22 protein-coding genes and 2 pseudogenes are annotated in these 23,911 nt (G+C 70.0%); 6 read left to right on the top strand and 18 right to left on the bottom strand.

The annotated features are described in order from the left end of the window. Positions 1 to 501: pseudogene (locus ACWDR4_RS05165) on the bottom strand (hypothetical protein); the annotation flags it as partial. A gap of 771 nt (positions 502 to 1,272) precedes the next feature. On the opposite strand from ACWDR4_RS05165, the gene ACWDR4_RS05160 reads away from it, so the two are divergent. Next, positions 1,273 to 1,659: a hypothetical protein gene (locus tag ACWDR4_RS05160; protein ID WP_450404038.1), complete on the top strand. Its 387-nt coding sequence runs from the start codon at positions 1,273 to 1,275 to the stop codon at positions 1,657 to 1,659. Positions 1,660 to 1,953: 294 nt separating this feature from the next. Here ACWDR4_RS05160 and hypE read toward each other — a convergent pair whose 3' ends face one another. The 17 genes from hypE to ACWDR4_RS05075 form a co-directional block, all read right to left on the bottom strand. Further along, the gene (gene hypE / locus ACWDR4_RS05155) at positions 1,954 to 3,036 is read right to left on the bottom strand and encodes a hydrogenase expression/formation protein HypE (protein WP_450404037.1); all 1,083 of its coding nucleotides are present in this window, start codon (positions 3,034 to 3,036) and stop codon (positions 1,954 to 1,956) included. After that, positions 3,029 to 4,159 carry a hydrogenase formation protein HypD gene (gene hypD / locus ACWDR4_RS05150; RefSeq protein WP_450404035.1) on the bottom strand — a complete coding sequence of 377 codons (1,131 nt, stop codon included), beginning with the start codon at positions 4,157 to 4,159 and terminating at the stop codon, positions 3,029 to 3,031. The genes hypE and hypD overlap by 8 nt, the downstream gene beginning before the upstream one ends. Beyond that, positions 4,156 to 4,461: a HypC/HybG/HupF family hydrogenase formation chaperone gene (locus ACWDR4_RS05145; protein WP_450404032.1), complete on the bottom strand. Its 306-nt coding sequence runs from the start codon at positions 4,459 to 4,461 to the stop codon at positions 4,156 to 4,158. The genes hypD and ACWDR4_RS05145 overlap by 4 nt, the downstream gene beginning before the upstream one ends. Before the next feature lie 32 nt (positions 4,462 to 4,493). Beyond that, a complete protein-coding gene (gene hypF / locus ACWDR4_RS05140) occupies positions 4,494 to 6,881 on the bottom strand; it encodes a carbamoyltransferase HypF (protein ID WP_450404029.1) in 2,388 nt (795 codons plus the stop codon). Beyond that, positions 6,878 to 7,654, bottom strand: a complete 777-nt coding sequence (gene hypB / locus ACWDR4_RS05135; RefSeq protein ID WP_450404026.1) for a hydrogenase nickel incorporation protein HypB — start codon at positions 7,652 to 7,654, stop codon at positions 6,878 to 6,880. Before hypB ends, hypF begins: the two co-directional genes overlap by 4 nt. A 3-nt stretch (positions 7,655 to 7,657) precedes the next feature. Further along, positions 7,658 to 8,056: a hydrogenase maturation nickel metallochaperone HypA/HybF gene (locus ACWDR4_RS05130; protein ID WP_450404023.1), complete on the bottom strand. Its 399-nt coding sequence runs from the start codon at positions 8,054 to 8,056 to the stop codon at positions 7,658 to 7,660. A gap of 143 nt (positions 8,057 to 8,199) precedes the next feature. Next, entirely contained in the window at positions 8,200 to 8,304 is a 105-nt protein-coding gene (locus tag ACWDR4_RS05125; protein ID WP_450404020.1) for a DUF6893 family small protein, read from the bottom strand. 10 nt (positions 8,305 to 8,314) lie between these two features. Further along, complete coding sequence (locus tag ACWDR4_RS05120) at positions 8,315 to 8,857, bottom strand: hydrogenase maturation protease (RefSeq protein WP_450404019.1); 543 nt, start codon at positions 8,855 to 8,857, stop codon at positions 8,315 to 8,317. After that, positions 8,854 to 10,284, bottom strand: a complete 1,431-nt coding sequence (locus tag ACWDR4_RS05115; RefSeq protein ID WP_450404016.1) for a hypothetical protein — start codon at positions 10,282 to 10,284, stop codon at positions 8,854 to 8,856. The genes ACWDR4_RS05120 and ACWDR4_RS05115 overlap by 4 nt, the downstream gene beginning before the upstream one ends. Continuing rightward, a complete protein-coding gene (locus ACWDR4_RS05110) occupies positions 10,281 to 10,973 on the bottom strand; it encodes a DUF6084 family protein (protein ID WP_450404013.1) in 693 nt (230 codons plus the stop codon). Before ACWDR4_RS05110 ends, ACWDR4_RS05115 begins: the two co-directional genes overlap by 4 nt. Further along, positions 10,970 to 11,632, bottom strand: coding sequence for a DUF5947 family protein (locus ACWDR4_RS05105; protein WP_450404011.1), 663 nt, complete (start codon positions 11,630 to 11,632; stop codon positions 10,970 to 10,972). The genes ACWDR4_RS05110 and ACWDR4_RS05105 overlap by 4 nt, the downstream gene beginning before the upstream one ends. Next, complete coding sequence (locus tag ACWDR4_RS05100) at positions 11,629 to 12,162, bottom strand: hypothetical protein (RefSeq protein ID WP_450404008.1); 534 nt, start codon at positions 12,160 to 12,162, stop codon at positions 11,629 to 11,631. The genes ACWDR4_RS05105 and ACWDR4_RS05100 overlap by 4 nt, the downstream gene beginning before the upstream one ends. Then, complete coding sequence (locus ACWDR4_RS05095) at positions 12,159 to 13,943, bottom strand: nickel-dependent hydrogenase large subunit (protein ID WP_450404006.1); 1,785 nt, start codon at positions 13,941 to 13,943, stop codon at positions 12,159 to 12,161. The genes ACWDR4_RS05100 and ACWDR4_RS05095 overlap by 4 nt, the downstream gene beginning before the upstream one ends. Before the next feature lie 91 nt (positions 13,944 to 14,034). Then, positions 14,035 to 15,108 (bottom strand): NADH-quinone oxidoreductase subunit B family protein, encoded by a 1,074-nt coding sequence (locus tag ACWDR4_RS05090; protein WP_450404003.1) that lies wholly within the window; start codon positions 15,106 to 15,108, stop codon positions 14,035 to 14,037. Positions 15,109 to 15,171: 63 nt separating this feature from the next. Beyond that, complete coding sequence (locus ACWDR4_RS05085) at positions 15,172 to 16,944, bottom strand: enoyl-CoA hydratase-related protein (protein WP_450404000.1); 1,773 nt, start codon at positions 16,942 to 16,944, stop codon at positions 15,172 to 15,174. A 193-nt stretch (positions 16,945 to 17,137) separates the two neighbouring features. After that, on the bottom strand, positions 17,138 to 17,395 hold the full coding sequence (locus ACWDR4_RS05080) for a hypothetical protein (protein ID WP_450403997.1): 258 nt from the start codon (positions 17,393 to 17,395) through the stop codon (positions 17,138 to 17,140). Continuing rightward, positions 17,382 to 17,696, bottom strand: a complete 315-nt coding sequence (locus ACWDR4_RS05075; protein ID WP_450403994.1) for a DUF6400 family protein — start codon at positions 17,694 to 17,696, stop codon at positions 17,382 to 17,384. The genes ACWDR4_RS05080 and ACWDR4_RS05075 overlap by 14 nt, the downstream gene beginning before the upstream one ends. 674 nt (positions 17,697 to 18,370) lie before the next feature. Here ACWDR4_RS05075 and ACWDR4_RS05070 point away from each other — a divergent pair. From ACWDR4_RS05070 to ACWDR4_RS05050, 5 genes and pseudogenes are all read left to right on the top strand, one after another. Next, positions 18,371 to 18,847 (top strand): annotated as a pseudogene (locus ACWDR4_RS05070) (barstar family protein); the annotation flags it as partial. Between the two features lie 184 nt (positions 18,848 to 19,031). Further along, on the top strand, positions 19,032 to 20,528 hold the full coding sequence (locus tag ACWDR4_RS05065) for an APC family permease (RefSeq protein ID WP_450403992.1): 1,497 nt from the start codon (positions 19,032 to 19,034) through the stop codon (positions 20,526 to 20,528). Positions 20,529 to 20,530: 2 nt separating this feature from the next. Continuing rightward, complete coding sequence (locus tag ACWDR4_RS05060; protein ID WP_450403989.1) at positions 20,531 to 20,947, top strand: universal stress protein; 417 nt, start codon at positions 20,531 to 20,533, stop codon at positions 20,945 to 20,947. Positions 20,948 to 21,330: 383 nt separating this feature from the next. After that, positions 21,331 to 23,016, top strand: a complete 1,686-nt coding sequence (locus ACWDR4_RS05055) for a ribonuclease J (protein WP_450403987.1) — start codon at positions 21,331 to 21,333, stop codon at positions 23,014 to 23,016. A gap of 137 nt (positions 23,017 to 23,153) precedes the next feature. Further along, positions 23,154 to 23,882, top strand: a complete 729-nt coding sequence (locus ACWDR4_RS05050) for a spermidine synthase (RefSeq protein ID WP_450403984.1) — start codon at positions 23,154 to 23,156, stop codon at positions 23,880 to 23,882. Positions 23,883 to 23,911 lie beyond the last annotated feature (29 nt).

Raw genomic sequence — 23,911 nt, 5'->3', positions numbered from 1 at the left:
GGACATCACCTCAGGGCAGTGCGGGCCGACCGTCAACAGTCGCAGGGTGTCGCCGACCAGCATGAGGGACAGCCCGACGATCCCGACCCACAAGGTGACTCTCCGGTCACTCCGTACGAGACGGCGCAGGGCGAACAGAAAACTGAGGAACACGACCTCCGCGGCCCACAGGACACCGATCATCCCCGTCCCCAGCCGCCAACCGTCACCGGCCCCCCGCAGCAGTACCCATCCCGTCATGAACACGGCCCCGGTTGTGACGACCCCGTCGAGCACACGCCGCAGCAGCACGTGCCGACCTGTACCGGCATCGGCCGCGACCACCAGACCGGCCATCCCCAGGCCGACTGCCAGCGTCACCCCGGTGACCACCACCGAACCCAGCAACGATCGCGCGTCCCGTCCCGAGCCCGGAGGCTGGGCCGACAACACGGTGACCGCTCCCCGGTACACACCTCCGGCTATCGCGGAAGCCCCCAACAGCAGCAGACGCGTCCGCACCCGTCCGCTCGTTCCCCTCGCGCGGAGCATCAGGGAGGCCGCCAACCCCCAGCAACCGGTGGACGGCCCGAAAGCCGCCATCCGCGCCGCCCCGCTACCGGCGGCCCACGACCCGCCGAACGTCAGCAGTGTTCCCACGAGACATGCCACGCCGACCGCGCCCCAGGTCCGTGCCCAGGTCCGATGACAGCGGCCCGCCCGGAGTCTGAGCACATCCGGCGACTTCCCCAACCCCGGCATCAGGTGCGCCTTTCCACCAGTCCCCCGCCCGCAGGGCCTCACCCGCAGCCCCCGGATCCATTCAGAAACCGTAGAAGACCTGGCACCGGCCCCGAACGGAACCATCGGTTCATTCACTCGTGCTGAGTAAGGGAGAAGAGATCACCGGCCCCTGCTCTGCCCGGCCATCACCGACAGCCTCGCCGCCACCTGTGCCCGTACCGAACCGACAGGCGACGTCCGGATGTTCCTGCCCGGCCCCCCGGTACGCTCCGCCGCGAGCACCGGACGTCCGCCGGTATGCCCCTGCGCCCCTCGTCCCCGGAACCGATGACCACGCCGTCGAACCGGCACGGATCCGTCTGGCGTCACCACGAGTGACGCCCCTGACGGCCGCCGCAAGCGCACTGACCGTCAGTTGCTGGAACCGTTTCGGCTGTCTGCCGCGGAGACAGTAAAAAATATGCTCAAAATATAGCAAGGTGGAATAATTTCCCCATCATGGGCGCGTGACAGGCGTCCCCCACTGACCATGAAAAGGCAGATCGAACCATGTCGAAGAAATCACGTTCGTCCGAGCCACCGCATGGAAAGGGCCCCAGCCGTCACCAGGGCACCGGGCAGCACGGCTGGTCGCCCGACGTGGATGAGACACGTCAGCAGGACAACCCGAGCGCCCACCGCTCCTTCCATCCGGCTGAGCACGCCGACGAAAGAGGACCGGGCCGTACGAAATCCCCAGAGGAGACGAAGTCCGTTCCGGGCGACACGGCCAAGAGTCTCGGTGCAAGGGGCGAGGAGTACGGCGACGCGGACGAGAAGGGCAGACACGACACCGGACGCAAGGGCCGCTCCCAGCGCCCAAGCGGCACGAAGGACGCTTCTGGCACAACCGGCGTGGACCCCCAGGACCCGCCGACCGGGCCCCGACGGGGTTAGGGCCTGTCCAGGGATCGTGCCGGAGACGCGGAGTCCGGCACGCCGATCTACAGCGTTGTCGCCGGTAGCCGACGCTCCGCATCTACGCCCGACTCCGCCTCGCAACTTGACGCGCTCCCACGCTCGAAGCGACCTCGCGCAGGGGCGCCCTCAAGCCCCGCGCGGGGGTGCCCCACGCCTCCGTTCACCTGCGCTGAAGAGACACCGCGGTCTTGCTCCGGCCCGTCCGCCGGACAAGCCCCGGCGGTCCGACCGGCGCCTGGACGGCCGCCTCCTCGACGCACAGAGCCCGTGTCAGCAGATCCGCGGCAGTTGCTCCCCGATCGGCAGATCGACCACCCGCGTTCCCCCCAGGCCGGTCCGAGCCACGACCATGCCTGGATGGGCCTCGACGGCCTCACCGATGATCACTGAGTCCGCGCCCAGAGGGTGGGCTCGCATCGCCGCCAGGACGGCGTCGGCGTGCTCGCGGGGGACGAAGGCCACCAGCTTGCCCTCGTTGGCGATGTACATGGGGTCCAGTCCGAGAATGGCGCAGGCATTGGCCACGGCCGGCGGGACCGGGACGTCGCGTTCCCGGATGACCACCCCTGTGCGGGAGGCCTCCGCGATCTCGTTGAGCGTGGCCGCCAGGCCGCCCCGGGTGGGATCGCGCAGTACGTGCAGATCGGAGGTGACGGCGAGCATGGCCTCGACCAGCCCGCCGAGCGCCGCGCAGTCGCTCTTGATCTCCACTCCGAATTCCAGGCCCTCGCGAACGCTCATGACCGCCACCCCGTGGACGCCGATCGCACCGCTGACGATCACGACGTCGCCGGGGACGACCCGCGAAGGACGCAGATCGACACCCGCCGGGACGAGACCGATGCCCGCCGTGTTGATGTAGATCCCGTCGCCGTGGCCAGCCTCCACCACCTTGGTGTCGCCGGTGGCCACCTCCACACCGGCGGCGCGTGCGGCCGCACCCAGCGCCTCGGACACGCGCGTGACCACGTCCAGCTCGACGCCCTCCTCCAGGATGAATCCGCAGGAGAGGTAGGCGGCTCGGGCGCCGCTCATGGCGAGGTCGTTGACAGTGCCGTTGACCGCCAGGTCACCGATGCTGCCGCCGGGGAAGAACAGCGGCCGCACCACATAGGAGTCGGTGGAGAACGCCAGCCGGGCCTCGCCCAGGGAGAGGACGGCGGCGTCACCCATCTGAGAGAGCACCTCTCCCCCGAAGGCGGGCGCGAAGATCTGCTGGACCAGCTCGGCGGAGAGGACGCCACCGCCACCGTGGCCCATGACGACCCGGGGCCGGTCACGCAGAGGCGCCGGACATGTCAACGCCTCGATGTCCAGGGTGGCGGTGACAGGAAGATCGGTGGTGTCAGACAACGGGGCTCGCCTCCCGAACCGTCGTGGTGGTGGGCATGTCCAGACGCCGGTAGAGGTAGTACGCCGCGCAGGCGCCCTCACTGGAGACCATGGTGGCTCCCAGGGGGGTACGTGGGGTGCACAGGGTGCCGAAAGCCTCGCACTCGTGCGGCTTGAGCAGCCCCTGCAGGACCTCTCCGCTGCGGCACTCGGCGGGTTCCTCCGTCCGGATTCCACTGACCGAGAAGCGGTGCTCGGCGTCGTGGTCGCGGTACTTCGGCGACAGCCGCCAGCCGCTGTCGGGGATCACCCCGATGCCACGCCAGGCGCGGTCGGTGACCTCGAAAACGTCCTCCAGCATGGTCCGGGCAGCCGCGTTGCCCTCCGGGCGGACGGCACGGGCGTAGGCGTTGTCGACAGTGTGCTCACCGCGTTCCAGCTGACGGACCGCCCGGCGCACGCCTTCGAGGATGTCCAGTGGCTCGAAGCCCGTCACGACGATCGGCACGCGGAAGCGTTCCGCCAGCTCCGGGTACTCCCCCACGCCCATCACGCTGCAGACGTGCCCGGCCGCGAGGAAAGCCTGCACCCGGCAGCTCGGCGACGACATGATCGCCTCGATGGCCGGGGGTACGCGGACATGGGACACCAGCATGCTGAAGTTCTGGATGCCCAGCTTCCGGGCCTGGTGGACCGTCATGGCGTTGGGGGGTGCCGTCGTCTCGAAGCCGATGCCGAAGAACACCACCTCGCGGTCCGGGTTCTGCTGAGCGATCCGCAGCGCGTCGAGCGGCGAGTAGACGACGCGTACGTCACCGCCTTCCGCGCGGACCTGGAACAGGTCCCGTCCCGTGCCCGGCACGCGCAGCATGTCACCGAAGGAGCAGAAGATCACCCCCGGTCGGGAGGCGATCTCCAGAGCCTTGTCGATGACCTCCAGCGGGGTCACGCACACGGGACAGCCAGGACCGTGGATCAACTCGACCTCCTCCGGCAGGAGTTGGTCGATCCCGTGCCGGATGATGCTGTGCGTCTGTCCCCCGCACACCTCCATCAGGGCCCACGGCCTGGTCACCGTGGCGTGAATGTCGTCGAGGAGCCGACGCGCCAGCTCCGGGTCCTGGAACTCGTCGATGTACTTCACTGGTTGCGCACCTCTTCCACCGGGTCCACGCCCGCCTCCGCCGCCGCCGTCTCCCAGGGGTCGCCGAACTCCTCCTGCAACAGGCCGAGTTCGGCGAAGAGTTCGAGCGTCTGGCGCGCCGACTCCTCGTCCAGCCGTTGCAGGGCGAACCCGACGTGGACGATGGCGTACTCGCCGACCCGGAGGTCGGGCAGGTACTCCAGGCACACCTCCTTGACCACGCCGCCGAAGTCGACGGTGGCCATCCGGGTGCCGTCCCGTTCCTCGATGTCCAGCACTCTGCCGGGTACCGCCAGGCACATGAGCCTCTCCTCGCTGTGGGGTCGCACGTCGCTCAGTCGGTGGGAGTGGAAGTCGGGGTGACCCGGGCGGCCACCATCAGCTGGCCCAGCGCCAGGCCGCCGTCGTTGGGCGGCACCAGGTGGTGCCGCAGAACCGTGAATCCGTCCGCGCGCAGGGCGGCGGCACAGGCCGAGGAGAGCAGCGTGTTGGCGAACACGCCTCCCGTCAGGGCGACCGTGTCCAGCCCGTGCCGCTCTCGCGCCCGCGCGCAGATCCGGTGCACCAGGCGGGTCACGCCCCGGTGGAAGCGAGCCGCGATGAGGGTCGGCTCGACGCCCGCGCGCAGGTCGCCGACGATCGCCGCGAGTACCGGGGCCGGATCGGCCCGTACCGCCCCGCCCCCGTTCTCCTCCGGCTCGCGCAGGGCGAAGGCGTACGCAGTGGTGTCCTCGGTGGGAGCGTGCAGAGCCGCACCCTCCAGCTCGACGGCGGCCTGGGCCTCGTATCCGGCGTGGTGGCACACCCCGGAGAGCGAGGACACGGCGTCGAAGAGCCGGCCCATGCTGGACGTGGGGACACAATTCAGTCCGCGCTCCAACTGCCTTTCCAGGAGCCGGAGTTCGTCGGGCGGGCAGGCGGCCGTACAGGCGAGGTCGTCGGACCAGTCGATCCCGGCCGCCCGCAGATGGGCCAGCGCCATGCGGTACGGCCGGCGCACCGCGGCGTCGCCGCCGGGCAGCGGGACGTACGCGAGGTGCCCGAACCGGGTGAAGCGGTCGTAGTCCGCGAGCAGGAACTCCCCGCCCCACACGGCGCCGTCGTCGCCGTGGCCCGTGCCGTCGAAGGCGACACCGATCACCGGCCGGGTGCCGTCCAGCCCGTGCTCGGCCATCGCGGAGGCGACGTGCGCGTGATGGTGCTGGACGCGTACGACGGGCCGGTGCGCCGCGTTCCGGTCGGCCCACCGGGCGGAGCGGTAGCCGGGATGCCGGTCTGACACCAGGCTCTCGGGCCGTACCCCGGTGATGGACTCCAACTGCGCCACCGCGTGCTCGAAGGCTCGCTGCGTATCGACGTCGTCCATGTCGCCGATGTGCGCCGACAGCCAGGCCCGCCGGCCGGCCCCCAGGCAGAAGGCGTTCTTGAGGTCTCCACCGACGGCAAGGGCCGGTCGCACGGGCAGCGGGAGGGAGACCGGCAACGGTGCGTAGCCACGGGAGCGGCGGAGCACCAGCGGCTCCCCGTCGCAGACGCGGACCACGGAGTCGTCGCACGGGACGTGGATCGGCCGGTCGTGCGTGAGCCAGGCGTCGGCCAGATGCGCGAGCCGCTCCAGTGCCTCGGTGTCGTCGGTGACGATCGGCTCACCGGACAGATTGCCGCTGGTCATGACGAGCAGCCGGGGGCCGTCCGCGTCGCCGGGCAGGCCGAGCAGCAGGTGGTGCAGGGGTGTGTACGGCAGCATCACGCCGAGGTCGGGGCTGCGGGGCGCGACGGCCTCGGCGGGCCACGGATCCCCGGGGGCGTGCGGACGACGTCTGACCAGGACGACCGGCCTGGCCCGGCCTTCGAGCAGGCTCCGCTCCTCGGGGCTCAGCCGCACGAGGTGCTCGACGTCGGCCGCACTCCGGGCCATGACCGCGAACGGCTTGTCCCCGCGTGCCTTGCGTCGGCGTAGGCGGGCGACCGCCTCCTCGTTCGTGGCGTCACAGGCCAGGTGGTAGCCGCCCAGGCCCTTCACGGCGAGGATCGCGCCGTCCGACAGCAGTGCGCGGGCCTCGGTGAGCGCGTCCGCCCCCGTGACCTCCTCGCACCACTGGACCAACAACCGCAGCCGCGGTCCGCAGGCCGGGCAGGCGACCGGCTGCGCGTGAAAGCGGCGGTCGGCCGGATCCGCGTACTCGCGGGCGCAGTCGGGGCACATCGCGAAGCCGGCCATGGTGGTGTGGGCCCGGTCGTACGGCACGCCGGTGACGATCGTGAAGCGCGGGCCGCAGTGGGTGCAGTTGACGAAGGGGTGGCGGTACCGCCGGTCCGCCGGGTCGGCCAACTCGGCGAGGCAGTCGGCGCAGGTGGCGGAGTCCGGGGAGACCAGGGTGCGGGCGGGGCCGTCGGTGCGGGAGGTGAGGATGGTGAACGCGGTGCCGCCGGCGGGACCGGCGGGAGGCATCTCCCGGTGGTGGACGGACTCGACGCGGGCAAGCGGGGGTGCCTGGGCGGCGATCCGGTCGCAGAACCGGGCCACGGCCGAGGCGGTGCCCTCGACCTCCACGACGACGCCCTCCGGAGTGTTGGTCACATGTCCGGCCAGGGCGAGTTCGGTGGCGAGGCCGTACAGGTAGGGCCGGAAGCCCACACCCTGCACCACTCCTCGGACGATGACCCGGCGGCGTAGCGGAGTGTCCTCGGCGACGGCGGCCTGCGCCTGCGAACCGCTCACGAGTGGGTGTGGGCCATCGTGCCGGTGGCCTCCGGGTGCGCGTGTGGGTGACCGTTGTCCGCGTGTGTGTGACCGTGGTGCTGGGGTTGCCGGGCCATGACCGGCGAGTGGACAGGTGCGCCGTCCGCGGCTGCCATCGCCCGGTCGAGGAGCACGCCGACTCCCTGCCCCCGGCGCGCCGAGGTCAGGACCACCTCGACCCCCGGATTGACCTGCTCCACGTTCGCACGGAACGCGGCCTCGTCGAACTCGACGGCCTCCGCGATGTCGGTCTTGGTGACCACGACCAGGTGGGCGAGGCCGAAGGCGGTCGGGTACTTGAGCGGCTTGTCCTCGCCCTCCGTCACGGAGGCGAGGGTGACCCTCAGCGTCTCCCCCAGGTCGTAGGAGGCCGGGCAGACCAGGTTGCCGACGTTCTCCACGAACAGGAGCCGGGTGTCGTCGGGCAGCCACCCGTCCAGGTGCCCGGCGAGCATCCCCGATTCCAGATGGCACAGTCCATCGGTGAGCACCTGCTTGACCGGGACGCCCGAACGCGCCAGGCGTGCCGCGTCGTTCTCGGTGGCGAGGTCGGCGGTCAGCGCGGCAACGGGAACGGACCGCTCCCGTGCCTCCAGCAGCTCGCGCTCCAGCAGCGCGGTCTTGCCGCTGCCCGGACTGGACAGCAGGTTGACGACCGCGGTGCCTCGCGCCGCGAGGTGTGCGCGCAGTTCATGGGCGCTCGCGTCGTTCTTCGCGAGCACGGCCTGGCGCAGGTCGACGACACGGCACATGGTTCAGCGCTCCTCGGAGATCGGTTCGCGGGTGGGCGCGTGCGTGGGGCCGCCGTCCTCCCAGTGCACGTCGACGATCTGCAGTTCCCGGCCCGCCAGCAGGTCGGTACACGCCCTGCCGCACTCGGGGCAGGTCAGCCGGGGTGGCATGCCGACGGCCCATTCGTGTGCGCAGGGCGTGCAGCGGGCCCGCCCCGGCACCGTTTCGGTGACCAGCTCGGCGCCTTCCAGCAGGGTTCCGGCACAGGCCAGTTCGAAGGAGAAGGCGAGCGCGTCGGGTACGACACCAGCCAGTTCGCCCACCTGGAGCCGTACCGATCGCACCGCCGTGATACTTCCGGCCCGCGTGGCGGCTTCTGCCACCTGGTCTACGACGGCCAGCGCGACGGACATCTCGTGCATGGGTCTCCGTCCTCCGCGGCCTGCCTCCGGTCGGCCTTCATTAGAGGCGCGCGCACCCGGGTCGCGCGGCCCGGCACGCCGTCACCGGCCGGCAGGTACGCCGTTCGACGCAACCGCATGGGACACCGAGTGGCACCCACGGTTCACATCCGCCGGATCCGCAGATAGCGCCTGACGTCGGGAAGCAACCCGGCCAGGAGGGCGCCCAGGGCGGCCAGGGCCGCTCCGCCGATGACGATCTTCTTCATCCATCTCTCCTCACGTCGAAGCCTCAGCGGTTGAGGCCTGCGCCACGGACTGCACGCCGCCCTGCAGCAGCTCTTCGATCAGCCGGACGGCCTGCGGTACTGCGTCGGACACCGGCGGACTGAGACCGATGCCCTCCTCGACGGAGGCCGGTTCGCAGCCGACGATCAGGACGCGTCGCGGCGGTTGTCCGCCGGTGCCGGCACAGAGTGTGCCCAGCAGGGACAGGACGGCGTCGGGGGTCATCCGGTGACCGTCGATCGCGGGGACGGCGCCGGTATCGCAGCCGGGGCCGTCGTGCTCGATCACGTACAGCGTGCCGGGGGCTTCGCCGCGCGCCGTGGCGTCCACCAGGACAAGGGTGTCGTAGCCGTCCAGGACCTGGTAGGCGAGGTGGACGCCCCGTACGCCGATGTCCACCACCTCGACGTGCTGCGGCAGTTGCCGTTCGGCCAGCCGGCGCGCGGTCTCCACGCCGAAGCCGTCGTCGCCGAGGAAGATGTTGCCGATGCCCGCCACGAGGGTCCTTGGGCCGGCCGGTGGGGGAAGGTTCATACGTCGTCCTCCAGCGGTGTGATCTCGTCGGGCTGGAAGTACAGGAACCGTCCCTGCTCGCGGCGGATGTCGGCGCCCGGGTCGCCCTCGACCGTGACGGCCAGGTGCACGCCGCCGTCGACGTCGTGCAGCACCGCCTCGACCTTCGCGGTGCGGCCCCGCAGGAAGATGTCCTGCGCGTCGGTGCGCCGCAGGCCCGGGTGCAGCTCGACGCGGCTGCCCTTGCCCACCGACCGGCCGTCCACGACCACGCGGTCCTGCGTCGGGTCGAAGCCCGCGTCGCTCGCGGGGTCCCACCAGGGGGTGTCCAGGCGCTGCACCCCGAACTCGTCGGGGAAGCCGAGGTCCGGGGCGGCGGGGCCGGGACCTGTGACCTCGCGCAGACTCCGTACCGCCCCGTGCAAGCGCTCAAGCACCTCGGCCGGCATCGAGTCCGCCAGCTCGATCACGGCGGCCGCCCGGTCGTCGGTGCCCCTGGCCTCGCGTTTCTCCTCGTCGGTGAGGGCCGCGGTGCGCAGCGCGAGGATCTCGTCGATCTCGGTGGCGTCGTAGAGCGCGCCGGGGCTCTCCGGTGCGATGGCCGGATGGTCCTCCAGGATGATCGGCGAGGACAGCACGAGGTCGGCGCTGCCGGGTTCGCCGGCGAGTACGGGCCAGGTGTGCAGGTTGCGGCAGGCGGCGACCGCGCCCTTCGCCCACTCGGGGGGATCGGTCATCGACAGGAACGATCCGGCGCTGAGGGCCATGAGGAGGTGGGTGGCCACGAGGGAGTGCGGCAGCGCCGCGTCCCGGTCGGCGGCGTGTCCCTCGGGGGGTGTCCAGTCGCTGGTGTTCTCGACGACGGCGGTCAGCCGCATGGCCCGGTAGGGACCGTCGAGCTCGCGGGCGGACAGCCGGACCGTCCCGCTGATCTCCGCACACCGCCGGACCAGTCGGCCGACGGTCCGGCCGGCCGCGTCCAGGACCGGTGCGGTGTCCTCCCGGGCGGGGAGCCGGAAAGGGTGGGTGATGCCGTCGCCGAGGAGTTCATCCACCGACGCGACGACCTCGACACGCTCCTCGGTGCCCTCGTCCCAGGGCACCAGCACCCGGTCGTCGAGGTGCAGCTCGGAGACCGTGTCGTAGCCGCCGTCCGGGCGGGCCTGCTGCACCGTGCGCCGTCGGGCGTGCAGGAAGCGCACCTCGACCGAGAGGGTCGCGCCCGCCTTCGGTTCCATCAGGCACTCGGTGTGCTGGAAGTCATGCTCCTCGCACTCGGCGCCCCAGCCGGGTGGCACCAGCACCCCGAACTGCCAGCGCAGCCGGTTCTTGGCCGCGGAGGCACGGTACGGGTAGAGCACATAGCCCTCGAAGAGGACGGCGTCGGCCACCTGCCGGGCGAGGGCGAACCGCTCCTCCGTAGCGGGGGCGAACGCGGTCACGGTCACGGATCCGTCCTTCCGGTGGTGGCGGTGAGCGCACGGAACGGGTCGCTCCGGGGCGGTTCGGCGGCGCTGTCGGCGTCGAGCAGGGCCTTGAGGGTCGCCTCCCAGGAGGGCAGGGCGTGCCGGGAGCGGTAGGAGAGGAGGGCGTCCATGGTGTCGCGGGGCAGCCGGATCCAGCCGCAGCCGGGGAAGTGCTGCTCGACCATCTCCCGCCAGGTGGTGACCGGCATCCGGAAGGCCGCCTCCCGGTCCCATGGCACCGGCTCGACCTGGAAGCCGCCCGCTCCGGTGAACGCCGTACCGGAGAAGAGCATCAGCAGCGGAACCTCGCCGTCGATGAGGGCGGTGAGGTAGCGGGTGGCGGCGATCTCCATGTCGTAGGTGCAGGGCACGACGAGGTCGGCCTCGATCTCTCCGGTGAAGCTCGGGACCATGACCGAGACCTGGGCGAACTGCACCGGTTGGAGCGTGCTGCCCCAGCGCGAGCGCTCGCCGAAGAGGTCCGCGAGACCGTCGGCCTCGGCGGGCTCGTAGCCGCGGCGGGCGGGTTCGATACGGATCTGGCAGCGCAGCGCGAGGGCGTGCACGTGGGCGTTGTCGGCGGCGGTGACGCGCAGCCGGAAGACGAGGGTCGGCCCGGCGGCGTACCGGTCGGCGCGGACACCGATGCAGGCGAAGGAGAACGCGGTCACGGCCGTACCGCCTCCTTCGACGAATGTCCCGCCTCGCCGACGGACCTGGCGCGTCGCGCGACGTCCGCGAAGAACGCGTCCAGCGCGGCGCGGGCCTCGGCCCCGCCGTCGAAGCCCTGCCACAACAGGCGCATACGGCCGACGAGTTCGTAGCAGATGTCGATCGGTACGAGGTGGCACTCGAAGCGGCCGTCGGTGCGGCGCAGCAGCAGCGCCTCCACGTCGGGTTCGAGCAGTTCGGCGAGGCGACTGCCGCCGAGGACGTCCGTCCAGGTGGCCGGTTCGAGTTCGCTCTCGGTGGCTCCGGCCGGGCTCGGGTAGAGGGCGACCAGCCGGTCGAGCGCCGCGTTGCGGAAGAGGAAGGCGACGCCGACCGGGATCTGCAACGCGTCCCACGCGCTCTCGTCGAGGCGGTGTCCGGGGTCGGTGAGGTAGCGGGCCGGGACCGTGCGGAAGCGGCCCGCGGCGGCGCCCGGCTCTGCCATCAGCAGCGCACAGGGGGTGCAGGCGCAGGCGAGGGCGCGTTTCTCGGTGTCGACGAGATGACGGTGGCCCGCCTCCACCGTGACGGCGCACAGCTCGCACCGTTCGGGCTGCGGAGGTCTCTCGGTGAGGAACCTCCGCAGGCCGGTCGTGCGCGTCGCCGGGGACGCCGTCATCGGGCTCCCGTCGGTGCCGTGCTGATCTGGAGGAGTGTGGGCCCGGCGGACGCGGTCTGTACGTCGACCGCCCTGACCTCCGGCGCGAAGCAGGCGAGCGCCGCCTCCGCTGCCTCGCGGGCGCCCTCGCCGGAGCCGCAACCGCAGCCACCCGCCTCCCGGGCCCGCAGCGTCAGCGTGCCGCTCTCCTCGTCGAAGTCCACGACGTCCAGGGCGTGTTCCCGTACGACGTCGAGGGCGCGGGCGATGCGGGTGTCTCGGTCCTCGGGGTGCAGCTCGTGCAGGACGAGCAGGCTCGCGACCAGTTCGTCACCGAGCAGTCCCGCCGACGCTTCGCCGGGAGCGGAGGACAGCAGGTGAAGGATGCGGGCCAGGCCGGCACCGTAGAAGTCCATGAGGGAGCGGACGAGTTCCTCCGCCGCCGCGGCGGCGGCCGGGTCGCCGCTCGCGGTCAGCCGCTCCAGCACCTCCTCGACACGGCGTCCGGTCTGCTCCGCGTTCACCGGCGCCGTCGCCGTCGGCGCGCTCATCCGCCCAGTCCGCTCAGGCCGGTGGGCACGTGCATCGACTTCACGGTCTTGCCGCCGCCGACGTACATGTGGACGCCACAGGGCAGACAGGGGTCGAAGCTGCGGACGGCGCGCATGATGTCGATGCCCTTGAAGTTCTCCGGGGTGTTCTCCTCGAAGATGGGCGTGTTCTGCACGGCGTCCTCGTACGGGCCGGGCGTGCCGAAGCTGTCTCTGGTGCTGGCGTTCCAGGGCGTGGGCGGGTACGGGTGGTAGTTGGCGATCTTGCCGTCGCGGATCACCATGTGGTGGGAGAGGACACCGCGGACCGCCTCGGTGAAGCCGACGCCGAGCCCCTCGTCCGGGACCTCGAACTTCTCCCAGGTCTGGGTGCGTCCGGCGCGGACCTCCGCGAGGCCCTTCTCGGCGCAGTGCAGGGCGACGGCGGCGGCGTACGCCTGGAAGTAGGTGCGGGCGCGGTTGCGCTCCAGCGCGTTGGACCACTTCGGGATCTTCCACTCGAAGGTGGTCTCGGGCTTGGTCATGGTGCGCGGCAGGTTGATGACCACGCTGTGGCCGGTCGCCTTGACGTACCCGATGTCGACGAGGCCGGACAGCGCGGTCGACCACAGGCGGGCGATGGGGCCGCCGCCGGTGTCCAGGGCGAGGTGGTCCTTGCCGTCGAACCAGCGCGGGGACATGACCCAGCTGTACTTGTCGTCGAAGTCGCGCTTCTGCGGGGCGGGGATGGTGTGCTGGTTCCACGGGTGGCGCGGGTCCACCGGGTTGCCGAGCGGGTCGTGGGTGACGAACTGCTCCTGCCCCTGCCAGTCCTCGTAGTAGGAGCTGCCCAGCAGGATGCGGATGCCGAGGTTGATGTCGGTGAGGTCGTTGGTGACCAGCTTGCCGTCGACGATGACACCGGGCGTGACGAACATACGCCGGCCCCAGTCGGTCATGTTGGCGTAGGTGAAGTCGCAGTACTCGGGGTCGTTGAGCGCGCCCCAGCAGCCGAGGAGTACCCGGCGGCGGCCCACTTCCTCGTATCCCGGCAGCGCCTCGTAGAAGAAGTCGAACAGGTCGTCGTGCAGGGGCACGACGCGCTTCATGAACTCCACGTAGCGCATCAGGCGGCTGAGGTAGTCCGTGAAGAGCTGTACGGAGGCGATGGTGCCGACGCCGCCCGGGTAGAGCGTGGAGGGGTGCACATGGCGGCCCTCCATCAGGCAGAACATCTCGCGCGTGTAGCGGCTGACCTGGAGGGCCTCGCGGTAGAACTCCCCTTCGAGGGGGTTCAGCGAGCGCATGATGTCGGCGATCGTGCGGTAGCCGTGCTCGGCCGCGTGGGGGGCCTCGGTGCGCTCGGCGAGTTCGAGGACACCGGGGTTGGTCTCCTTGACCATCTTCTCGCAGTAGTCGACCCCGACCAGGTTCTCCTGGAAGATGTTGTGGTCGAACATGTACTCCGCGGACTCACCGAGGTTGATGATCCACTCAGCGAGGTGCGGGGGCTTCACGCCGTACGCCATGTTCTGCGCGTACACCGAGCAGGTGGCGTGGTTGTCCCCGCAGATGCCGCAGATCCGGCTGGTGATGAAGTGGGCGTCGCGGGGGTCCTTGCCGCGCATGAAGACGCTGTAGCCGCGGAAGACCGACGACGTGCTGTAGCACTCCGCGACCCGCTTCTGCTTGAAGTCGATCTTCGTGTGGATGCCCAGGGAGCCCACGATCCGGGTGATCGGGTCCCAGGCCATCTCCACCAGGCCGCTGCCGTCGCCGGCCGCCTTCGTCTTCGGTGCCATCTGTGTGCCGTGCCCTTCGTTGCGCGGGAGGTTGATGTGGGGGGGTGCACGAAGCGGGGAGCGGATTACTCGCGTCACTCGCGGCGGATGCTCACCACGGGGGTCGGTAGCCGGTGGTGATCTTGTCTCCGGCGCGGCGCCACTTGGGCTCCTTGTCCACCGTCCTGGCAGTGATCGACCGCAACCTGCGGACCACGGCGCCGTACGCCCCGCTGGCGCTGCTGGACAGCTTGGCGCCGGGGGGCTCGTCCATGAACGGCATGAACTTGTCGGGGAACCCGGGCATGGTGCAGGCGATGCAGATGCCGCCGACGTTGGGGCAGCCGCCGATCCCGTTCATCCAGCCGCGCTTGGGCACATTGCACTTGACGACCGGGCCCCAGCAGCCGAGCTTGACCAGGCACGTCGGCGAGTCGTACGACAGCGCGAACTGGCCCTGTTCGTAGTAGCCCGCGCGGTCGCAGCCCTCGTGCACGGTGGCCCCGAACAGCCAGGTGGGACGCAGCTTGTCGTCCAACGGGATCATCGGGGCGGAGCCGGCCGCCTGGTAGAGCAGATAGGTGAGCGTCTCGGAGAAGTTGTCGGGCTGGATCGGACAACCAGGGACGCACACGATGGGGATGCCGGCGTGGGACTTCCAGTCCCAGCCGAGGTAGTCCGGCACGCCCATGGCGCCGGTCGGGTTGCCCGCCATGGCGTGGATACCGCCGTAGGCGGCGCAGGTGCCGATGGCGACGACCGCCAGTGCCTTCGGGGCGAGCCGGTCGATCCACTCGCTGGTGGTGATCGGCTGGCCGGTCTCCGGGTTGTCGCCGAAGCCGCACCAGTAGCCCTCGGGCTTGATCGCCTCATTGGGAATGGAGCCCTCGACGACCAGGACGAACGGGTCGATCTCGCCCCGCTCCCCCTTGAAGAACCACTCGATGAACGTGTCCGAACCACCGACCGGACCGCACTCGAAGTCGATGAGCGGCCAATGGACGGCGATCTTGGGAAGACCCGGCAGCGCACCCAGCACGATCTCCTCGATGCTGGGCTGCATCGCCGCCGTCAACGCGACCGAGTCGCCGTCGCAGCTCAGCCCCGCGTTGATCCAGAGAATGTGGATCGTGGGTGTCTCGTCGGCGGGCGCAGCGCCGACCGTCTTCGTCGTCGCCTCAGTCATGGGACCGCCTCCTGGGGAGGTAAGGGATGAAAGCCTGCATTTCGGCCGTCGTTCTTCTTCGTATCAGCCGTTCGGCCGTGACGAGACACCTTCGAGGGCCGTTCCGGTGACATCCGCGGCAGAGGGGGTCGGACCGGATTGCGCAACCGCGGACGGACCGAGGTGCGGCGGGGTGCACGCCGGCCGCTCCTTGTGGACGAAGGAACGGCGCAGGGCGTGGTACGGGGCGTCCGGGTCGTCGAAGGTCCGGCGCATCCGGGCCAGCTCCCGCTCACGGAAGCCGGCCAGCGGGGTCGCGCTCTCCAGCCGGTCCAGCTCCGTCTTCTTCGCGGTGATCCGTGATGCCGTCGCCGGAAGTGACGCCAGGCGCGCCGCCAGGCCACCGATCTCCCGCGCGAACTCATCAGGATCGCAGTCGACCACCCGGTCGACGAGCCCGAGGCGCAGTGCGCTCGCCGAACTCACCGGGAGGGCCTCATGCATGAGCCGTTCGGCGGTCGCGGGCCCCACCCTGCGCGGCAGGGTGTGGGTCCAGTACTCGGAGCCGTACAGGCCCATCAGACGGTAGTGCGGGTTCAGCACGGCGCCCGAGCGGCACCAGACCTCGTCGACCGCCAGGGCGAGCATCACTCCGCCCGCCGCGGCGTTGCCCGCGACCGCCGAGACCACCAGGCGGTCCGTCGTCGTCAGGACCGCCTCGACCAGATCGTCGATGGCGTTGATGTTCGCCCAGGACTCGGCGCCGGGGTCTTCGGCGGCCTCGATGACGTTGAGGTGGATCCCGTTGGAGAAGAAGTCCCGTTCGCCGCCCAGCACCAGCACCGACGTGGGCCGCGCGCACGCTTCCCGGTAGGCGTCCAGCAGACGTCGGCACTGCTCCGTGCTCATGGCGCCACCGGGGAAGGAGAACGACAGGAAGCCCACGTTCCCGTCCTCCCGGTAGCGGATGTCCGTCCAGGTGGGGTGCCGCACCTCGGGCAACAGGGGCAGGGGGTTCTCGGGCAGCGGGGGCAGCCGGTCGCCCAGGGCCCGCGCAGCGGGCAGTTTGAACGTGGGCGGCTGCCCGGGCCCGCGCCGGGGCCGCAGTTCGGGGATCCACACGGCACCGTCCCTGGTGGCCCGGCAGACGGCCCCGGCCCGGGTGGCCAGCAGCTCGCCCGGGCGGCCCCGCAACACGCTCTCGGGATGACCGCCGTGCAGATACCACTCACCGCCGAGCAGCACGTCCAGCACACCGGGCTGAGAGTCGGCCGCCCTCAGCTTGCGCAGCACGGTCCGCGTGGAGTCCTCGGCCCAGTCGATCCGCCGGACGCTCTGGTCGAGGTAGGGACGCGAGCGCGTACGGGCACCCGTCGCGTCCTGCTTGCGCGGTACGTGGGTTCCCCCGGCGAAGCGCTCCACCGCGAGCATGACGGCTTCGATCGCGGCGTCGGCGATCTCACCCCGGTACAGCTCGCTCTTGGGCACCTGAGGGATCCGACACTCGACGGAGGCCCACACGTCACCGGCGTCCATCTCCCCGTCGGCCTGCAGGACGGTGACGCCCCACTGATCGACGCCCTCGTGAATCGCCCAGTCCAGGGAGGACGGTCCTCGGTCGCCCACGGGCCCCGGATGGACGACGAGGCACGTGTGCGCCGCCCACACCTCTTCGGGAATCTCCGTCTTCAGCATCGGCGCCACGATGAGCTGCGGCGCGTGCCGCCGCACGGCTTCCGGCAACGGGCTGCCGGGCAGGGCCAGTTCCACCGCCACGGTGTGGCCGCGGTCGCGCAGTTCGGCGTGGGCGCGCTGGGTGAGGCTGTTGAACGCGCTGGCCAGGATCAGGATGTGCACGGCTGCCTCCGGGCGGACGAACGGCAGGCAGGGATGACCGCCGACCGCGATCCTCGGCCAAGGCGGCCTGCCGTTCCCGACGGCAGACGGTGAGGTCATCCGAAAGCGGGCGCCGATCCGCCGTCCGGCCTCACCGGCCATGGCCCGCGGCGACACCGGCGACCCGGCTCACCGAATCAGCCGTTGTCAGTGATCACTGTCGTCGCAGGCCGCTGGTAATGCGCTCCCACGGGGAGCGGGTGGCACCGAAACGGGTCTCGTGCGTCCAGATGTGGGTGCACGACCGGCACTGCAGGTGGAGCAGGCTGCCGACGTTGGAGAGCAGGTAGCGCCAGTGCTCGGAGCAGGTGCGCCCCTGCTCGCAGGTGCCGCACCCGCGACGGTCGTCGCAGCTCGGGCAGGCCACCCAGGCACGACGCCCGATGTCGGCCTGCGGGTCAAGCGGCAGCATGGCCGTCCCCTCTCCGCGGAAGAACACCGGCGGAGACCAGCTCGTCGTACACCCGCTGCTGCTCCGCGCCGAGGCCGGAATACAGCAGCTCGTACGCCGCTGCCTCGCCGTGCAGTGCGGCGACGGGGTCCCAGTCGGAGCCGAGAGCGTCCAGGACATGAGCGCGCCGGAGCAGTTCGTGTGAGCTCAGGTCTACGGCGAAGTCGACCGTGGGGAGGGCGCCAGGTCGGTCCGCCGCAGGCATGCTCGTCTCAGCGGGTTCGTCCGGTTCGCCAGGAAGGCCACGGCCATGGGAGGACATGCGACCGAACGTAGGTAAGCGTTCCTCGCCCCGGCAAGAGCAGGTGGGAGAAGTCACACCAGGTCCGGGGTCCCGGGGCGTCCGGAGGCGGACCCCGCATCGGCCGGATCTGAGGATCAAGATCCGGACCATTCACGGGCCGGCCGCCCCGCCCACGGCAGCTCCAGGCATCATTCGTGCCGGCCAATGGCAGTGCGGCGCGGGTGAGGCGATTGGTCTTGGCGTCGAGTAGCGGCTCTGTGCCCTGGTATGTCAGTGGCACCGATGATGTTGCTGAGCATGACAAGTTGGATCAACTGCGGCGTCATAGCGGGGATGAAGAGGCCGGTACGGGGACGTCCAGACCTACGCCGCCCAGGCCAACGGCACCATGCACCTGTACAACATCAACGGGGACCGTTCCCATCTGGACCGAGGTCTGCGGTCGCTCGGCCATCTCCGACAGGAACAACCAGGACTCCATGTCACCCTTCGGCGGGTCCGGCGGGTTCAGTAAGAAGATGCGCCTCATGGCCAAGGACGCCTACCGGCTGACACCCGGAACCCAGCCGCAGCTGTGCGTGGGGCCGCCCCTTCCCGGGGCGGCTCCACAGAGGTCACTCTTCACGCCATCCGAGAGACCCGTCCTCCACCAGTGCGCGCTGAACGTCCCAACTGCCGCGGTCCATTCCGTCATGCATGAGGACGAAGACGATCGCGGGCGGGCACGATACACGCTGACCGGGACGGAGCACGGCCATGCCTGGGGCGTCTACGCCGAGGCGGAGGGGCTGTTCGGGGAACCCCGGCGTGGGACATACGAGCTGTTCGGCTGGGCCGACGAAGGAGCCGAGGTGCGCGGCTGGGCCTGCAGCCGGGTGTGGTTGGTGCCGGAGGACGAGGCACTCGGTCCTTGGCTGCTGGAGGACGCGGAGAGCGGAGGGCAACTGCTCGCGACAGACAGCCTCGTGCTCACCGGTCTGGACGACTACGAAGGTCCGCCCGAGGGGCACAGGGGTCCCGTCCGAGTGCACGACGGGCACCGGTGGCTGGGCTCCTGCCGGGAATTCGCCCGTGTTCTGCCACCCGAGCAGGTGGCGCCCCCGCTCGTCCTGCAGGGGCTCGCCCAGGATGATCGCCTCCGAGGCCTGGCACGGCAGCGGAGTGCTCGGCCCTGAGGCACTACTTCCCCGGCCGTTCCTCGACCTCGACCTGCTGACGGAGTACGGCCCACCGTGGTCCATGCGCGAAGACGTTCCCGCACACGAGTGATAGATACACCGGAATCACACTAATAACACAGAAAGTGTATTTTCAGCTGTTTGATGGGGTCACGCACGATCAAAGCGAGGCACCATGGCCAGCGACACCCCGGACACACACCCGCCCGACGGCTTGAAAGCCAATGCGATCGGGTTCGTCGACGCACTCGTCATCGGGCTCAACGCCACCTCCCCGGCGTACTCGCTGGCTGCGGCCATCGGCCCGGTCGTGGCGCTCGTGGGCATCTACGCCCCCGGCGTGATGGTCGCCTCATTCGTACCGATGCTGCTGATCGCATCGGCGTTCTACTACCTCAACAAGGTCGACCAGGACTGCGGGACGACCTTCTCGTGGGTCACCCGGGCGATGGGCCCCTGGACCGGATGGCTCGGCGGATGGGCCATCGCGATGACCGGAGTCCTCGTGGTCGGATCACTGGCGGACGTGGCGGTGACCTTCGCCCTCCTCGCCTTCGGCCTCGACAGCTGGGTGGACAACGACCTCGTACGCCAGTCGCTCACGGTGCTGCTCATCCTTGTGATGACGGCCGTGTGCGTCATCGGCACCGAGGTGTCGGCCAGGGTGCAGAACATGCTCATCCTCGCGCAGGTCGCCTGTCTGCTCGCCTTCGCCGTGGTGGCGCTTTACCGCGTGTACGCCGGAACCAGCACTCTCGACTCCACCGACCCGTCGATCAGATGGCTGGACCCCTTCGGTGCCGGAGGCGCCTCGCTGACCGGGGCCCTGCTGCTGGGCGTGTTCATCTACTGGGGCTGGGAGTCGGCGGTCAACCTCACCGAGGAGGTCGAGAACTCCGCCACCGCTCCCGGCAAGGCGGCCGTCTGGTCGACGGTCATCCTGCTGGTGACCTACGTGTCGGTCGCCTTCGCGGTCGTTGCCTACGCCGGTACGGCGTTCCTGGCCGAGAACGCCGAGGAAGAGGAGTTCGTCTTCGCCCTGCTCGCCGAGGAGGCGATGGGAGGCTGGGACTGGGTCGTGCTGCTGGCGGTCTCGACCTCCGGGCTGGCATCGACGCAGACGACGATCATCCCCGCCTCGCGCACGGCGCTGTCCATGGCACGTCGTCGCGCGCTGCCGGCGCACTTCGATCACATCCACACACGGTTCCGCACCCCCGACGTGAGTACGTGGTGGGTCGCCGGCATCGCCATCGCCTGGTACCTGGTCGTCCGCCAGATCAGCGAGAACGCCCTGTTCGACTCGCTGACCGCACTGTCCCTGCTGATCGCGTTCTACTACGCGCTCACGGGCGTCGCGTGCGCGGTCTACTACCGCCGCCATCTGACCGAGAGCCTGCGCCACTTCGTACTCATCGGCCTCGGTCCGCTGGTCGGCGCCGGACTGCTGGCCTGGCTGCTGGTGGAATCGGTCGCCGACATGTCCGATCCCGCGAACTCCTACAGCGGCGTCTCGTGGTTCGGGCTCGGTCCTCCGCTGGTCATCGGTATCGGCATCTCCCTCACGGGTGTGGTCCTCATGGTCGTGTGGCGCGTGGTGTCGCCCGCCTTCTGGTCGGAACGCCCCGGAGTGGCCGACCCCGAACTCGTCCACGGCGACAAGGAGCTGTGAAGATGTCGGTCGTCCTCGGATACGACGAGTCCCCCGGGGCGGTCCGCGCGCTGCGCGTCGCCATCGAGGTGTCGTCCGCGTTCGGTGAACCGCTCGTGGTGGTCTACGGCGCCGCGGCACCAGGCGCCGTCGGCGAGGAGTACACCGCTCACAGCGAGGCCGTGCACGAGGCCGGACGCGTGGCGCTCGGTCACGCCGTCAGGGTGGCCGACGAGGCCGGAGTGCGGACCACCGTGGAACTCGTCGACCGGAAGCCGGCGGAGGCGCTGATCGACGCCGCCTCGCGCCATGCGGCAAGATTCATCGTGGTCGGCAGCTGGGGCGAGAGCCCCCTTCGCGGAGCGCTGCTGGGCTCGACGCCCCACAAACTGCTGCACCTGTCCCCCACTCCGGTCCTGTGCGTGCCCACCGAGCCGTGAGCCACCCCAGCCGTCATCGCGTCCAGGACGACGCCGCGTCACCAGCGCACCGCGACCGACGGGCCCACCACAGAACTTGACCAGCCCCCGGCAGCGGGTGACGTCGCCACAAGAGATCCCGCGCCCGGAACTTCAGGTCGCGTTCACGGCTCTGGCAAGATTTTCGTAGGCGGATGTCATCTGGGTGCCGTGGTCGGCCGGTCCGCGTAACGGGCAGCCTTTGGGTGTGCTCTGTTGAACTGCCTGCCTCGCGCGCGCTGTCCCGTCCGCTGCCGTAGCAGCCCCCGCTCCACCCACTGACCGCGCCTCGGCCGCGCCGTGTTGAACCGGCTGGTGGGGCAGTCAGTGGATCACCTCGGCAGACTCTCCGGTAACGTCGGAATATGAGTCATCCGCATCCCGAACTGAAAACCGCCCCTCCCCTGCCTGAAGGAGGGCTGAGGGTCACCGCCCTGGGCGGTCTGGGCGAGATCGGCCGCAACATGACCGTCTTCGAGCATGCCGGCAAGCTGCTCATCGTCGACTGCGGCGTGCTGTTCCCCGAAGAGACCCAGCCCGGCGTGGACGTGATCCTCCCGGACTTCACCTCGATCCGCGATCGTCTGGACGACATCGTGGCCGTGGTGCTCACCCATGGCCACGAGGACCACATCGGTGCCGTGCCGTACCTCCTGCGAGAGCGCTCCGACATCCCTGTCGTGGGCTCGAAGCTGACACTGGCGTTCCTTGAGGCCAAGCTCAAGGAGCACGGAATCCGGCCGCGCGCGGTGCGGGTACGTGAGGGCGACCGGCGCGGTTTCGGCCCCTTCAACTGCGAGTTCGTGGCGGTGAACCACTCCATCCCGGACAGCCTCGCGGTCGCCATCCGTACCGGGGCCGGGATGGTGCTGCACACGGGCGACTTCAAGATGGACCAGTTCCCGCTCGACGACCGGATCACCGACCTGCGCGCCTTCGCCCGCCTCGGCGAGGAGGGCGTCGATCTCTTCCTCACCGACTCCACCAACGCCGAGGTCCCCGGCTTCACCACGTCCGAGCGCGAGCTGAACCCCGCGATCGAGCAGGTGATGCGTACCGCCCCGCGCCGGGTGATCGTCTCCAGTTTCGCCAGCCACGTGCACCGCATCCAGCAGGTCCTGGACGCCGCGCACCAGCACGGCCGCAAGGTCGCCTTCGTGGGCCGCTCCATGGTCCGCAACATGGGCATCGCCCGCGACCTCGGGTATCTGAAGGTTCCCAGCGGCCTGGTCGTGAGTACCAAGGAAATGGAGAAGCTGGCGGACCACAAGATCGCCCTGGTGTGCACCGGATCCCAGGGCGAGCCGATGGCAGCTCTGTCCCGGATGGCCAACCGCGACCATGTGATCCGCATCGGCAAGGGCGACACCGTCCTGCTCGCCAGCTCCCTGATCCCCGGCAACGAGAACGCCATCTACCGGGTGATCAACGGGCTGACCCGGTGGGGCGCCCATGTCGTCCACAAGGGCAACGCCAAGGTGCACGTCTCCGGACACGCCAGCGCCGGTGAGCTCGTGTACTGCTACAACATCGTCAAGCCCCGCAATGTCATGCCCGTGCACGGCGAATGGCGTCACCTGCGGGCCAACGCAGACCTGGCCATCCGTACGGGGGTCGATCCCGAGCGAGTGGTCATCGCCGAGGACGGCGTCGTCGTCGACCTCGTGGACGGGCGTGCGTCGATCACCGGCAAGGTGCCCGCGGGCAACGTCTATGTGGACGGCATGGAGGTCGGCGGAGCCACCGAGGCGTCTCTGAAGGACCGCGTCACCCTCGCGGAGGAAGGTGTGGTCACCGTGGTGGCGATCGTCGACGCCGACACGGGCGCGCTCGCCGAGACTCCCGACTTCCTGGCCCGCGGGTTCGTCCATGACGACACCACTTTCGAACCGGTCATCCCCGTCATCGAGAAGACTCTGGCGACCGCGGCCCAGGAAGGCGTCGGCGACGCACACCAGTTGGAACAGCTCATCGCCCGTGCCGTGGCGAACTGGGCCTTCCGTACCCACCGCCGCAGGCCCCTCATCATCCCCGTCATCATCGACGCCTGACCGGCGGCCCCCTTCCCCTCTCCGTCCCTGCCCTGTCGGCAGGGCGGAGACAGTTTCGCGCCTGCGTCCACACCTGCGCAGAGCGACGTTCCAGGCGCCGGCTTCGAGCACCGACGGTGCGTCAGAAAGGTAGACGGATGAGCGCGCGTTTCGAGGAGATCGACTGGCGCCCGACAGCCATGGGCGACATCAGCCTGCGGCGCCGACGCGACCCGGCATCGGACACCGATGTGTACGAGGTGAAGCTCGGCGACGAGTTCCTGATGTCCAGCCTCTTCACAGCCGGCGAGATCGCGCTCGCGGAACTCGGACTGGCGAAACTGCCCGGCACCGAACTGGACGTCGCCGTCGGCGGACTCGGACTCGGGTACACCGCCGTTGCCGTGCTGGACGACCCCCGGGTGCGCTCGCTGGCCGTGATCGACACGCTCGCCGAAGTCATCGACTGGCATCAGCGGGGCCTGGTCCCTCTCGGCGCCCGGCTGACTTCGGACGCCCGCTGCCGCCTGGTCCAAGGCGACTTCTTCGCGATGGCGGCTGATTCGGGCGGTCTGGACCCGAGGGAGCCGGGCCGCCGCTTCGACGCCATTCTGTTGGATGTCGACCATTCACCGCGCCATGTGCTCCACCCGCGCCACGCGGCGCTCTACCAGCCTGCCGGGCTCCGGGCTCTCACCGAACACCTCCGCCCGGGCGGGGTCTTCGCCCTGTGGTCGAACGACCCGCCGGACAAACAGTTCACCTCCGCACTCACAGAGGTCTTTCCGCAATCAGCGGCCCACGTCGTCGACTTCGACAATCCCCTGCAAGGCGGCACCTCGACCAACACGGTCTACGTGGCCAGGACAGAACCGGGCCAGCCGTAGGCAGACAATTCGGCCGGATCCGGGCCGGT

This window comes from Streptomyces sp. NPDC000878 (assembly GCF_053599695.1).
This window is presented reverse-complemented; position numbering and strand designations above follow the sequence as displayed.

What these genes read in the sequence shown, in the direction of transcription:
- ACWDR4_RS05065 (WP_450403992.1), top strand. Translation starts at nt 19,032, where the DNA reads ATGGCCAGCGACACCCCGGACACACACCCGCCCGACGGCTTGAAAGCC.
- ACWDR4_RS05120 (WP_450404019.1), bottom strand. Translation starts at nt 8,857, where the DNA reads ATGAACCTTCCCCCACCGGCCGGCCCAAGGACCCTCGTGGCGGGCATC.
- ACWDR4_RS05125 (WP_450404020.1), bottom strand. Translation starts at nt 8,304, where the DNA reads ATGAAGAAGATCGTCATCGGCGGAGCGGCCCTGGCCGCCCTGGGCGCC.
- ACWDR4_RS05050 (WP_450403984.1), top strand. Translation starts at nt 23,154, where the DNA reads ATGAGCGCGCGTTTCGAGGAGATCGACTGGCGCCCGACAGCCATGGGC.
- ACWDR4_RS05095 (WP_450404006.1), bottom strand. Translation starts at nt 13,943, where the DNA reads ATGGCACCGAAGACGAAGGCGGCCGGCGACGGCAGCGGCCTGGTGGAG.
- ACWDR4_RS05090 (WP_450404003.1), bottom strand. Translation starts at nt 15,108, where the DNA reads ATGACTGAGGCGACGACGAAGACGGTCGGCGCTGCGCCCGCCGACGAG.
- ACWDR4_RS05160 (WP_450404038.1), top strand. Translation starts at nt 1,273, where the DNA reads ATGTCGAAGAAATCACGTTCGTCCGAGCCACCGCATGGAAAGGGCCCC.
- ACWDR4_RS05145 (WP_450404032.1), bottom strand. Translation starts at nt 4,461, where the DNA reads ATGTGCCTGGCGGTACCCGGCAGAGTGCTGGACATCGAGGAACGGGAC.
- hypB (WP_450404026.1), bottom strand. Translation starts at nt 7,654, where the DNA reads ATGTGCCGTGTCGTCGACCTGCGCCAGGCCGTGCTCGCGAAGAACGAC.
- ACWDR4_RS05055 (WP_450403987.1), top strand. Translation starts at nt 21,331, where the DNA reads ATGAGTCATCCGCATCCCGAACTGAAAACCGCCCCTCCCCTGCCTGAA.
- ACWDR4_RS05080 (WP_450403997.1), bottom strand. Translation starts at nt 17,395, where the DNA reads ATGCTGCCGCTTGACCCGCAGGCCGACATCGGGCGTCGTGCCTGGGTG.
- ACWDR4_RS05075 (WP_450403994.1), bottom strand. Translation starts at nt 17,696, where the DNA reads ATGTCCTCCCATGGCCGTGGCCTTCCTGGCGAACCGGACGAACCCGCT.
- ACWDR4_RS05130 (WP_450404023.1), bottom strand. Translation starts at nt 8,056, where the DNA reads ATGCACGAGATGTCCGTCGCGCTGGCCGTCGTAGACCAGGTGGCAGAA.
- ACWDR4_RS05105 (WP_450404011.1), bottom strand. Translation starts at nt 11,632, where the DNA reads ATGACGGCGTCCCCGGCGACGCGCACGACCGGCCTGCGGAGGTTCCTC.
- ACWDR4_RS05060 (WP_450403989.1), top strand. Translation starts at nt 20,531, where the DNA reads ATGTCGGTCGTCCTCGGATACGACGAGTCCCCCGGGGCGGTCCGCGCG.
- ACWDR4_RS05100 (WP_450404008.1), bottom strand. Translation starts at nt 12,162, where the DNA reads ATGAGCGCGCCGACGGCGACGGCGCCGGTGAACGCGGAGCAGACCGGA.